7 protein-coding genes are annotated in these 13,115 nt (G+C 32.5%); all 7 read right to left on the reverse strand.

Annotated features, from left to right (window positions below; all coding sequences use genetic code 11):
* Positions 1-7: 7 nt before the first annotated feature.
* Complete coding sequence (locus ACVC08_RS17990) at positions 8-2,785, reverse strand: hypothetical protein (RefSeq protein ID WP_452603094.1); 2,778 nt, start codon at positions 2,783-2,785, stop codon at positions 8-10.
* A gap of 54 nt (positions 2,786-2,839) precedes the next feature.
* Positions 2,840-4,378: a YifB family Mg chelatase-like AAA ATPase gene (locus ACVC08_RS17995; protein ID WP_452603095.1), complete on the reverse strand. Its 1,539-nt coding sequence runs from the start codon at positions 4,376-4,378 to the stop codon at positions 2,840-2,842.
* A gap of 177 nt (positions 4,379-4,555) precedes the next feature.
* Complete coding sequence (locus ACVC08_RS18000) at positions 4,556-5,644, reverse strand: hypothetical protein (RefSeq protein WP_452603096.1); 1,089 nt, start codon at positions 5,642-5,644, stop codon at positions 4,556-4,558.
* 35 nt (positions 5,645-5,679) lie between these two features.
* Positions 5,680-6,243 carry a hypothetical protein gene (locus ACVC08_RS18005; protein ID WP_452603097.1) on the reverse strand — a complete coding sequence of 188 codons (564 nt, stop codon included), beginning with the start codon at positions 6,241-6,243 and terminating at the stop codon, positions 5,680-5,682.
* A gap of 4 nt (positions 6,244-6,247) precedes the next feature.
* Positions 6,248-8,635 (reverse strand): hypothetical protein, encoded by a 2,388-nt coding sequence (locus tag ACVC08_RS18010; protein ID WP_452603098.1) that lies wholly within the window; start codon positions 8,633-8,635, stop codon positions 6,248-6,250.
* Positions 8,578-10,830: a hypothetical protein gene (locus tag ACVC08_RS18015; RefSeq protein ID WP_452603099.1), complete on the reverse strand. Its 2,253-nt coding sequence runs from the start codon at positions 10,828-10,830 to the stop codon at positions 8,578-8,580. Before ACVC08_RS18015 ends, ACVC08_RS18010 begins: the two co-directional genes overlap by 58 nt.
* 7 nt (positions 10,831-10,837) lie before the next feature.
* Positions 10,838-13,114: a hypothetical protein gene (locus ACVC08_RS18020; protein WP_452603100.1), complete on the reverse strand. Its 2,277-nt coding sequence runs from the start codon at positions 13,112-13,114 to the stop codon at positions 10,838-10,840.
* Position 13,115: the final 1 nt, after the last annotated feature.

The following is a 13,115-nucleotide window of genomic DNA, read 5'->3' on the forward strand; positions in this document are numbered from 1 at the left end:
TCTTGATTTAAAATTTTAATTCTAAGTCTCCATAATCCCTTTTATTTATTTGTAATGGGCTTGAAAAACTATAAAATCCATAAAATTTATCAAATGCTTCATAAGAACTAGAGACTGGTATAGAATCTACAGCAAGAGTACTATTGAATGCTTTTGGTGAAATATACTTATCTACTTTATAAACCTTATCATCTTTTACAATTAATGTATACATACCTTCATAGCTTTTTTCATAATAAAAAATGCCTTTTTTCATTTTATTTCCATCAAATATTGCCTCGTGTTCTCTTCCTTCTGGATCTACAGCAGTATAAGTGTAAGTCTCCGTTTGTGGTCTGTATTCTATAACTTGAAAATACATATTGTATGTAATTTCTTTTTGTTCTTTTAGGTATTTTACTTTTACTGTGTTTGGGGTGACTTCATAAAACTCTTTATAGTTCGTTTTTAGTTTTTGTATTACTGTTCCATTTTCTAGCCTGTAATATTCATCATCGTATGCATTAATAAACACTTCTCCACTATATGGTAATTCGTCTTTAAATTTTAATACAAGCTTATTTCTAATGTTTTTAAATTCACTGTCAGGGTCATAAAAAGATTCTAATGCAATCAATTTTCCATTGTTGTATAATGATTTGTTTGTAAGAAGAAAATATTCTGTATTTGGTGTTTCTCTCCCCCTATTGTTAAAAAACCTACTTTGATAGCTTTTTATATTTAATAAGTCTCCGTTTTTAAATTCTGCAATACATAAATCTGAATTTATATCATGAAAGGTATATTTATCATTTAATATTTTATCTATATCCCAATTTTTACCCACAAATTTCCCATCTTTTTTTGTTTTATTGTATTTATACTCTGTTCCGTTTAAGTAAGTTGTTATAATATCGTCATTATTTACCTTTTCTACTTTATGGGTATAATATGTTCCTTTATCGTATTGGTCTTTAAAATCCACCTTATATACTACTGCTTCATTTTTATACTGTTCAATAGTTCTTAATTTAATGTTATTGTAAGACACTGAATACTCTACATATTCTCCAGAAATAACTTGACCTTCTTTAAATACCGATGTTACTATTTCTCCTTTAATTGGATTATAAAATTTGCTTTTTCCATCCCAATTATAGTCTATAAATACAACATTGTTAATACTTAAAAATTCTCGTTTTTTTATGCCTTTTTCGTAGATAAACTCAAATGTTACTTTTACATTAATATCTTCATATTCTGGAGACCTGAACATATCATAAGCATTGGTTTCATAGGATTTTAAGAGATAACCATCTTGATCATTCCCTAAATCTGGATAAGTATTTAAAGTTCTCATATAATCGCCAGAAAATTGACCAATAACCTTTCCTTTATCGTTATAATTTGTAGATAAATAATTTCTATCTTTTATTTCTTCTTCAAAAACTTTTATGCCTTTTTCATTATATCTTACAGTACGATATGGTGAGCCATAAATACCATCTATTTTTTCTTTTTTATAATATTCTTTATATTCTGCGTTATCTCTAAAATGTTCAACTATTTTGGCCTTTGGTTCAAAGTAACTTTTAGTTTTAAGTCTTTTAGATTTATATAGAGTGCTACGGTAGCCTTTAGTTAATTTATCTTCTAAACCAAAGTTGTATAAACTTGCTTTTTTATTGGGGTTTATATATTCGCTAATAACAGTACCATCTTCTTTATATTCTTTGGTATAACCTGATGCTTTATCGAAAATTCTATAAGGCACATTATAACTATAATACTGATTAGAATATAATAAATCTCCATTTTCTATATAACTTATTATAAAACTTTGCCCTTCTTCTATTGGAGATATGTAGCTAAATCCTAATATTCTTTTTTTATCTAATCCTAATATAAATGAACCCGACTCACCATCATTTTCTGCAATTAACTCACCTTTAGGCGAAAAATATTTAGTGTGACCGCTTTTTATAGTCGTTCTAAAAAATGGGTTGCCGTTTTTATGATACCTAATCAATTCATAGTCTTTACTTTTGGGGTTTGGTTTAATTTCTATAGCTAGGGTACTGCCATCGTATAGTTTTAAGTTTCCTTCTATTGTTTTGTCTCTATTAATTTGCATTTTAGAAACAACACGGTTAGTTTTACGTTCTATAGTGGTTATTACATTACCTTCTTCCTTTGTTATATATATAGATTCGTCTATATTAAGTTCGGCACGTAGTTGTTTATCTGTATTAAAGAGATCTTGAAAAGAAAAGTTAGTCTCTTCATTATTTATCTCCTTCTTTTTAATACTATTTGGTAGATTAAGCTTAATAAAATTGTAGGTATTTCTTTCTAATAATTGTAAACTGTTATCTTTATTAAAGCTATTTTTAAACTTATTATTTTCATAATATACTTTATTTTCTAGAGTATTATTTGGTCTGTAATATTCAATTAATCCGTGTTTAACAGTCCCATCGAAATCTATAAAAGTACCTTGCATTTGCAGTGTTCCATCCAAATAATAGTCTTTTATTAAATACAGATTATCTTGTGCTATTGGTTTTGTTCTATAATAATGGGCTAGTTGTTTATTTTTAACCACTTTCCAGTCATAGCTAAACCACAATGTATCATTTATATAAGTATGCGTTGGTTTAGACTTTAAACTTAAATCTGGAGCAGCTATAGAAATAGCTTCTTCTTCTGCCACTTCTTCAATTTCGACTTCTATAAATTCTTCTTCCTGACCTATGATATTATTTGATAGAAAACATAAAAATACTAGTAGGTATATTCTTTTCATTTATTTTATTTTTTAAAATGCTAAATTTAGAATCAATTATCAATTGGTAAAAAACTACCCCAGCCATCCCTCTCTATCTAGACTTCTATATTGTATGGCTTCACTAATATGAGAACCTTTAATAGAGGCTGAACCTTCTAAATCTGCAATGGTTCTGGATACTTTAAGAATACGATCGTACGCTCTAGCTGATAAGTTTAAACGTTCCATAGCTGTTTTTAATAAGCCTTTAGAGGGCTCGTCTAATACACAATACTTACTAATTTGTTTAGTATTCATTTGTGCATTATAATGTACTGCATTAGATTCTGCAAAACGTTGTGTTTGTCTCTCTCTTGCTGCAGTAACTCGTTTTCTAATATCTACCGAAGATTCTCCTTTTCTATCTTCGCTTAATTTCTCAAAAGGTACTGGAGTCACTTCAATATGTATATCTATTCTATCTAATAAAGGCCCTGAGATTTTACTTAAATAACGTTGCATTTCTGCCGGACTAGAGGTTACTGGGGCATCTGGGTCATTAAAATACCCACTAGGGCTTGGATTCATACTTGCTACCAACATAAACGACGATGGATAGGTTACTGTAAATTTTGCTCTAGAAATAGTAACTTCTCTGTCTTCTAGCGGTTGCCGCATTACTTCTAGAACTTCTCGTTTAAATTCTGGTAGTTCATCTAAAAATAATACGCCGTTATGTGATAATGAGATTTCTCCTGGTTGCGGATAGCTTCCACCACCTACAAGCGCGACGTTGGAGATTGTATGGTGTGGACTTCTAAAAGGGCGTTGTGCCATGATTCCTGCATCTGCTTTTACTCTCCCAACCACACTATGTATTTTAGTCGTTTCCAACGCTTCATTTAAAGTCATTGGTGGTAGTATACTTGGCATGCGTTTGGCTAACATAGTTTTTCCCGCTCCTGGCGGACCAACTAATATAATATTATGGCCTCCAGCTGCTGCAATTTCCATACAACGCTTTATACTCTCTTGTCCTTTTACATCACTAAAATCGAATTCTGGAAAGTTTAAATTCTTTTCAAATTCTGCTTTTGTATCTATAATAGTTTGTTCTAAAGCTTCGTTTTTATCGAAAAAATTAATGACTTGTTTAATGTTTTCTATACCATAAACTTCTAAACCATCTACTATAGCTGCTTCTTTTGCATTTTGGTTAGGTAATATAAATCCTTTATAGCCTTCTTCTAACGCTTTAATTGCTATTGGTAATGCTCCTTTTATGGGTTGTAAGCTTCCATCTAAAGAGAGTTCTCCCATAATAAGGTAGTCTTCTAAATGTTTTGCTTGTATTTGCTTGGATGCTGCTAGTATTCCTACTGCTAATGTTAAATCATAGGCACTTCCCTCCTTTCGTAAATCGGCAGGTGCCATATTTATTGTTATTTTCTTGCCTGGAATTTTATAGCCATTATTTTGTAATGCAGCGGCTATGCGGTAATTACTTTCTTTTATAGCATTATCTGGTAGCCCTACAAGGTGATAGCCTATTCCAGAATCTACATTTACTTCTACTGTTATTGTGGTTGCTTCTACACCAAATACGGCGCTCCCAAAAACTTTTTTGAGCATAAAAATTATTGATTTTAGAAACTAAAAGTAGAAAAAATAGATGTAACTAAAAACCTTTAAACATTTAATGTGCTCTTATTTGTTTCTCATGTTTTTGTAATAATATTTTATTTTTTTTCACAGATACAATACAGTATTTATTTAAAAAACTTAAATACAATAACTTATACTTTAATATCACCTACCTTTCCAACTTTGTATAACCCTTGCATCATAAAACGCATAGTCTCTATTTTCAGGATCTTCCACTGTATTTAAATAGGTTTTATAAAAGCGGACAATTTGACTAAAGCTATAACCATAGGTACTACTGCTTGTAGGTACTACCATTACTCTTCTACTACTAGTTCCTCCTCGCTCGTAATCTGCTCCTGTTCCTGGTAAGGCAGCATACGTTTTTATATTGGTGTTATATGCCATTTGCCCTGCATATGTATGTACTAAGCCTCTAATTAAAAAGTTTTTAACTTCTAACAGTGTTCTTGTAAAGCGTCTGTTACTTGTTGAGCCTGCTGTTGCAGATCTATAGAAAAATAAAGGGTCGTAAATAAAATTATCGTCTGCAAATTGTTGTGAAAAAGATAATGTAAATGTATCTGTATCTACATGTCTTCCATAACGTTTTGCTCTAAATTCTGGAGAGCGTAATACTTTTTGTATCACCGTTTTATAACGTCTACTAGAGGCGCAACCCCAAACCCAGATATAAGCATTATCGGCAAATGCATTTTTATAATTAAGCCAAGGTGTAAAGCCCATATTGGTTACATTAGTGTCTTTTGTTCTTCCATCTTTATCCCATGGGTCTCTTTCTCTAGATCTAGAACCATTAGCTATATATTCTGCTCTTTCATAAGTGTTAACTAATACTGGGCCTCCTCTCCATCCATGTCCTAAAATAGAAAATTCTTGAACTGTTCCTGGTTCGTTTTGTCCAATATTTTGAATATAGGCATAGGCATCTGTTATAGATATTACATTTGTATTTGCTTCTATAAATTTTCGTTCACTGTTATAATGTGTGCTATCATCTATAGCATCGAATCCGTCGTTTTCTAGAGCCCAAGTGATTCTTCCACGACTTACTGTTCCTTTATCTATTCTTCCCATTCGTACATCGAATAGAATAAAATTGACTTGAGGGTCTGTTCGCCACGATCTATTTCTATGTAATAAATAGTTAGCTCTACGTTTGGCTATTGTAGCCATATTGGTTCTTCCATTGTGGTATTCGTAACCAGCAACTAAAATAATATATTTTTTCATCGTTTATGCTTTAATTAAAGCTAGTTAGCCTTCTTTTAATTCTTTTTTAGAGCTTGCTTAAATTGATTGGTATTTAATTTATACTGCACAGCATTTTTTAGTTCTTTTCGTTTAGCGGCATCCAAATCTATTGCTTTAACGGCCTTATATTCTTTAGGTATTGTAATTTTTGAAAAATCAACATGTTTAGCTAACAATGTTGTATTTAAAGTTGGCTTTTTACCATCATCTTGTTTTGGCGGTGGTGTTGGGTTGGGTTTGTTTACGTTATCTAATTTATATGCCAAATCGTTTAATGCATATTCATATTTTGTAAGCATTTCCATAAGTTGTGATACATCTGTTGTTAACCCGTTAACCTCATCGTTTAATTCATCATTTTTATTAGCTAGTGGTAAACTAAAAAAGCCTACTACTACTGTAGATAAGATTACTAACCCCATAAACATCCATATTGTTTTTATAGCGATGTGTCTTGGTAGGTCTCGTTTTAATTCGCTTCTCATGAGGTAATAGGTAAATCCTATCATTAATAGGGCAAATCCAGATACACCATAGCTTAATAGCTTTCCTCCCATTGTGTCTATTATATTTTCCATTGTTTTAAGGTTTTATTGTTAGTTCTTTTGTTGTTACTGTTTTATATTTTCCTTTGTCTTTACTCCCATTTATATAGCGTTTTACAACGCGCATAGAAAGTTCTCCTTCTTCGGCTACTATATAAGTTATAGGCTGTGGTGTCTCATCTCTGGTAAATTCTACATGGTCTAGTTTTTCTTTTGTTCCATCTTCTTTTTTTAGTTTAAACTCTAAGCGTACATAGTCTAAATCTTCTGTTTCTAGTTCTGGTCCATCCCAAATTATAGTAATCCCGTTGTCTGGTACTTTCTGTTTTATTTTTAACAGTAAGGCACCGCCTTTGGTTTGCCCACTTTCTAAATCAACTAAATCGCCATCTTTTGTAATGGCTGTGAATGTGTAGTCTACTGCATCTCCTTTTTCTAATACGGGAATAGTAATTTCATCTAGTGCAAAATCTGGTAGTTTTGCTCTAAATAGCTGACTAAACTCAAAATCGTCGTTTGTTGCCGTGTAGTTCACTTGTAATAATATTTCTAGAAAATCGTCTGTATTTCCTGTTATTACAGGTATTATATCTACTTTTTTAAATTCGAAAGGGTCTGCTAGTATTAACTCTTCATCTATTAAGGCTACTGCATTTTGCTTTAGTGTTGGTCTGCCATCTGCAAAATGAAAATGGCGTTCTTCTTCAAGAGTTGCTACATCGTGTGGATGGTTTCTAATACGCCAGAATTCTTCTTTATTATCATTAGAGAGTGTTAGTATTTCCTGACTAATTTGTATACCGTCTTGGTCTTTAGCTCTTAGGTAAATATCTATACCATTTACTTTATCTTTATTAATACTTCCGTACTTAAAGTTGAATATTTTTAGCGGTGCCAGTACCTGAGGTATTAGTATTAAATCTTGAGAGCTACTGTAAATAACTTTACTAAAAATGGTTACTGGTGTACTTACATTATCTATATCGTCTCTATAGGTAAATTTTACTTGATAGTAATAGCCTGATGCTTCATCTGGTTCTGTTGTCCAAGCTATTTCATGTTCTTCTTGATCTTCTTTTGTTACTGTATAACTTATTAACGGAATGGCATCATCTGGAATAGCAAAGCCACCTGTTTTAGATAGTTCTTTTTTACCATCTTTTTTTCGCCATATTAAAACCTCAGCACTTAATAAGTCGTTATGTTCTGCTTCAAAATCATGTAATATTTTAGTTTTTAAATGGTTTTCTCTCCATAAATCTCCAAAGGTTACCGTTTGCGTATAGTTATCGATATCATCTTTTATTTGATTTCCTAACAACCATAAATGTGCTTGTGGGTTATGTGTTTTTAATGTTGTAGAGCGTTCTCGGTAATCCACAAATATTCTTTTATTATGGAATAGTTTTTTCTTTTGAAATTTATACGCCACACCTATTAGAATACCATCTCCAGGTGTTGGGTTTACTCCTTCTGGTAAATTAATATCTGGTAAATTTGGAGATACATAAGGAGAAAAGAGTTCTCGCATGACTTTATCTGTAAACTCTTTTACCATATCGTCTACCATTTGTTTCATTTCGGGTGTGGTTACTTGAGAAATGATATTTACTTTTATATCGCCTTCTTCTATCAATTTTTCCTTAATGAATTCAAATTCTGCTTTTGCAGATATAGTAAGTTCTCCATATTTTATTGCTGCTCCTGCTGCTACCATATGTGATACTTTAGTATGGCAACGGTCTAGATCTGCCTCTATAGTCATATCTAAAGCAGGGCGCATGGCTTTCATTTTTAAATCGTAAAGTATGCCTGCTACAGAGCTACGATCGCCTTGTAATGTTGCTGCTATTAAACTTGCTCCTTTACGATCTAGCCTTACATTAAAAACAGCTTTAAGGTCGCTACTAGATAATGAGGGTTTTTTAGAGCCAATGATGCTATCTACAAAAGAGTCTTCGTTAATAGTTTCTTCGCTTTGTGTTGTAGAGTCTAAAACGATTAAATCTATAGATCCATCTTTCCACTCTGGTGGTGTAAAAATGAAATCTTCTTGTAGTTTATGGTCTTCTATAAGTTTGGTTCTGGCTTTTTCTAAGCGCTCTGCATTTGCTATACATTGCACGCCTAAAGACATAATTGCTCCCGAGGAGTCTTCTAATTCTTTTAAACCGCCTTGTATGGCTCTTCCTTCTTTAAATATTTGAAGGAAAAAGTCGTATGCTTTATCTTGATCGTCATTGTCTGAAATTATAGGTGCTAAGCCTACTTCATTGGGTAAATAATAGACTATATTTTCTTGTTCATGATCGCCATAAAACAAAATGTCTTCGTGTACTCCGTATGGTTTTGATAGGTCTAACATAATTACCAAATATTTTCTGGAAGGGTTATTTTTAAATGTTCTGTACTGGAGGTTATCCATTTTGTTTTATAACGGTCTCCACTTTTACTTTTTGCTTTAATTCTATATTTATAGTCTGTTTGCGACGCATCTAGCATATCGTGTGTAAAGTATAGTGTTTCTCCTATTTTGGAGAATTCTAGCTTTTGCTTGTCGTCTGAATTAATAATGATGTCATTATCATTGTCTTTATAGACTATGTATAGTTTTACTTCTTTTACTTCGTATTCTTTAAAGTCTGGTGCGTCTTCTAGAGTGATTTTAATGGTGCGTTCTGGCTTTACTTTATCTTTTATCATTAGTATTGGACCATCGTGCTTTTTCCAAGCGCCTCTATTAATGTTGCCTTCTGAAGTAATTTCTGTGTTTTTATATTCAAAGGTTTCTTTTGGTGTATTTAAACTTGTCACTACTGAAAAGGTATACGCGCCTTTGTCTTTGGTAAAGTTAAATTTCTCTTCTATCCATGTTTTTCGGGTGTAATCCCACGTGCGTAGTTCTGTAATTATCTTATTGGTTTGCTCCCAATCTACTTTACTCATTAATTCTACAGACCATTTATTTTCGAATGGGTTTGGTATGAAGAAATTAAAGTCTTTATGGTCTTCTAGATTTAATATATATTCTTCTGAGCCTTCTATGTAATAAATAACTTGAAGGTCTATTTTAAAGGGATGAAGCTTACTGTATAACAGAGATAACAGTTTTTCGTTTTCGTCTTTATCATTTTCTTTAAGTAAAAATGATTGGCTTAATATTTTTCTATCTGTTTCGCGTTCTATAACATTTATAGTTGTTTCAATAAGATGTGTATTATTAAAAATGGTTCTATCGTCTATACCTATTTGTAGTTTTACATTCTCAAAGTATTCTGTTGGATTAAAATAGATGAATTCTGATGTGGTTTCTGTCCAATCTACTTCCATCTGTGATGGTAAACCTGTGCCATCATTATCTAAATATATTGTGGCTTTGTAACGGTACTTATAATTATTTGCGTTTTGGCGTGTGTATTTAAAGGTGCCTTTTACATCTTCAGCTGTATTAAAAATAAACGTCTGCTCATTTTCTTGCTTATTATTGGTTTCGTCCCAAACAATACAGTCTATTTTTACTGTTTTTATGTTATTTATCTTAAATGTATCTGCTGCTATATCTACTGTAATTGTTTCACTTCTAAACGGCATATCGTCCAGCTTAATCCATTTTAAGTTATCGCCTAAGCCACCTGCATTTTGTATCATACTAGATAGTAAGGCTTGCGGATAGAATGGATATTTTTTGACTTTACGCTCTCTTAAATCAACTATAAGTTCATTGGTTTGTGCTTCTTTATTGTTTCTTAATATATAATGTGATCCTGGTATTATAGAGGCATGAATCATTCCCACTGCATGTGCTATTCTATTTTCTATTTTTTTACTAGCGCTTAATGGTGGTACTGATGGATTAAATAAGCGTTTTATTGCTTCGGTTTTTAATTCATTTAATAGCGTTTTTGAAGCGTATTCGGAAACATCTGGATCTAGTTCTTCTATCTCCATTTCTACCATACTGGTTTCTTTTAAATCGTCTAGTGTATTACTTATTTCTTCTCTGTAAAATATAAAGTTTTTTACCTTCATATCTTCAAAGTGTTTATATACTCTATCCCATTTTACTCGCATTTTTGCTTTAAATGTTGGGGCTATACCTAGCATATTTAATTCGTAATATACGTGTCCTGCAACTACGTCTTCATTTAATGCAGATACTAATCGTTTGGCTTCTTCTCCACTGGTTTTTACTACTAACGCAGCACGGTTATCACCAAATATAGATGGTGATATTCCTGAGCTTACGTACCAATCTTTTGGGTCTGGTTCTTCTCCTGCAGATGCTATAACCATATACACTTTACCATCGGTAATTGTAACGGGTATTAAACGCTTTGCTTTTATTCCCCATTTGTCTTTTATTTCTAGCTTTGCTTTTTCTAATATGCTATCTGTTACTTTTAAAGAGACTTCTAAGGATAAACTGGTATCCATTACTTGGTTTATATTCTTATCTGTACTACTTTCTGGTAAAATAGTATAGGCTGATATTGCTGGTCCTTCTCTTTTTTCTACTATAGAAGGCTGGATATTGGCATAATAAAATGTTTCGGGATCTGTATCATCTCTAAAAATGGTAAGATTCCCCACATCCATAAATGGTGGTTGATAACTTAACATAGCTTTACTATTTTACATCTTTAATAATTAAAAACTTCCCTTTTCCTTCTAAGTCCTTCACTTCTATTGGGTCTCCGCTTTCTGGATATAATGTCATAGAGTAGGTATAACTGTCATGAGATTCGTCTATTCTTGGTATAAACCAATTGATTGGCTTTTTCGCAGATTCTTCATCTAAAAAGAATTGCTGGTTTACTTTTTGTTTATTGTTTTTGTACGATAGTTCTAAAACTACATTTTGGTATTTCTCTCCTATTTTTAATCGGCTAACGTTAATACCTACTTGCAGTATTGGTAATATTAGGGTTTGATCTCCTGTGCTATCTACCCAGCCACTTCTTGAAAACAGGTTGTCTCCTATAAGTTTATATCGGTACCTAAAGTCTTGCTTGTCTTTGTTGAGTTGTACTAATTTTGCTGTTACAGACTCCCAATCTTCTTCTGCTTCTAATGCAACTTTATCTTCGCTTGTAAACTCATTATCGTCATCTTTATATTGGAATTCAACAATAATTTTCTTTAAGCTTTCATCTGGTGACATCCCTAATTCTACATCTAGTTCTAGTGTATCTTCATAAGGGTTTGGTGTAAAAATATCTGCCACTTGATTTTCTGTGAAGTAGTATTTTTGAGATGGCATTTCTATTACTTTACCGTTTTTACTGTAATAGGTAACGGTATATTCTATTGGCGCATCTACGTGCTCGTATATTGCTCTTTCTAATTTTTTACCTTCTACATCTTCGGGTTTAAAGACTAGTGAGGTTTTAAAATGATCTGAATCGTCTTCTGTTTTATAGTTAATGGCTACTTGAATGTTTAATATTTTATTGTCTCCTGAAAGTGAGTTTAAAGTTGGGTGTGGTTTAAAGTTTGCTTGCATAAAACCAACTTTACCTACTTCTATATTTATTAATCCGTTAGTTTCTTGTGTTGGTATTAATAGTGGTTTTGAAACACCTTTAAAGTACACTTCTGAGGTATATTTAACGACTGCATCGTCTTTTTTAGGGCGTCTAAACAGCCATTTATCTTTGGTTGTATTTTTATCGAATAGCCAAGATTTGTTTTCTTCTGCTGATGGGTATTCTGCCATTACTTTAACTGAGGATACAAAAGGGGCTTCTTCCCATGGCGCATTTACTTGTAATGGTATTTCTACTGTGCCTACAATATCGTCGGCTAAATCTACTAGTTTTGTTATGTTTCGTTTGTTTTCTTCTGAAACATCTTCTAAAAAGTTCATTATTGTGGCTTGTGGTGCCATCTTCCATTCTACAACGTCTCGTTGTGTAAAACGCAATTCTACAAATGATCGTATTTCTTCTTTCATAACTTCTATCATAGAGGTTTTACGCTCTTCTTCTGTCATGCCATGAATTCTAGATTTTATAATTTCTTTTACTTTGTCTTCGATAAGTTTTATAGCCATATCGCGTAATTGGCTTACGTGCTCATCTGAAATTTCTGTAGAACCTTTTTTTATTTCTATATTTAAAAGCCCTTCTTCTGTCATGTTTTCTACAACACTAGAGACATCTATACGTTCTACATCTGCATCTGAGCAGCCTTGGTCTTGGTTTTTCCATACGCGATCTACTTTTCGGTTTATTTCAGATTTTTGTGTAGATCCTGCCCATGCTCTAATTTCTAAACTTGGTAAGCGTAATCTAAATTTTAAGTCGTAACGTGTACTTATAGCTTTATCTCCTTGTTTTAAAGCTTTATACCAAACGGCTGCTCCATCTGCGCTTAAACGAATAGCAAAAGCCGCATTATTATCGCCTACTAAACTTGCTGGGCCTCCTGCTGAAGACCAAGAGACTAAGCCTCCTTCTTTTTCTTCTAATAATGTTACGGTGCCATCTGTATATTCTAATGCGCCAAAGGTAATTTCTCCTACTGCTGGAACGTCTGGTTCTGGTACTCTAGATTCTCCTCTTGCTCTAGCTATTAAGCCTAATCTTTCTTTTTCTAGTTTTACTATTTCTCGTCTACGTTGTTGCTGAATTTTCATTTTTTTCAGCTTATTAGCGGCTTTACGTTTTTCTTCTTCTGATATTCCTAAGTTTATATCAAAATTAACGTAACCTCCTGCTAATCCTGCGGTAGAACTTCCTGTTCCATCTGCTTTATCTGTCCAGAATAATCCATTAAAAATGGGCATATCATCATCCATTCTTATTTGTGGTGTGGAACGGGCTAGGTAAAACATATTTGGGTTTTCGTCATCTGGAAATGCTATGATGTCGTCTAATACTGCTATTTGTGGTAAAGTTGTCATG

It is taken from the genome of Pontimicrobium sp. MEBiC06410 (genome assembly GCF_053601615.1).

Bases quoted from the DNA above. Each gene is read 5' to 3' on its own strand.
- ACVC08_RS17990 (WP_452603094.1), bottom strand. From the start codon at position 2,785: ATGAAAAGAATATACCTACTAGTATTTTTATGTTTTCTATCAAATAAT.
- ACVC08_RS18015 (WP_452603099.1), bottom strand. From the start codon at position 10,830: ATGTTAAGTTATCAACCACCATTTATGGATGTGGGGAATCTTACCATT.
- ACVC08_RS18005 (WP_452603097.1), bottom strand. From the start codon at position 6,243: ATGGAAAATATAATAGACACAATGGGAGGAAAGCTATTAAGCTATGGT.
- ACVC08_RS17995 (WP_452603095.1), bottom strand. From the start codon at position 4,378: ATGCTCAAAAAAGTTTTTGGGAGCGCCGTATTTGGTGTAGAAGCAACC.
- ACVC08_RS18020 (WP_452603100.1), bottom strand. From the start codon at position 13,114: ATGACAACTTTACCACAAATAGCAGTATTAGACGACATCATAGCATTT.
- ACVC08_RS18010 (WP_452603098.1), bottom strand. From the start codon at position 8,635: ATGGATAACCTCCAGTACAGAACATTTAAAAATAACCCTTCCAGAAAA.
- ACVC08_RS18000 (WP_452603096.1), bottom strand. From the start codon at position 5,644: ATGAAAAAATATATTATTTTAGTTGCTGGTTACGAATACCACAATGGA.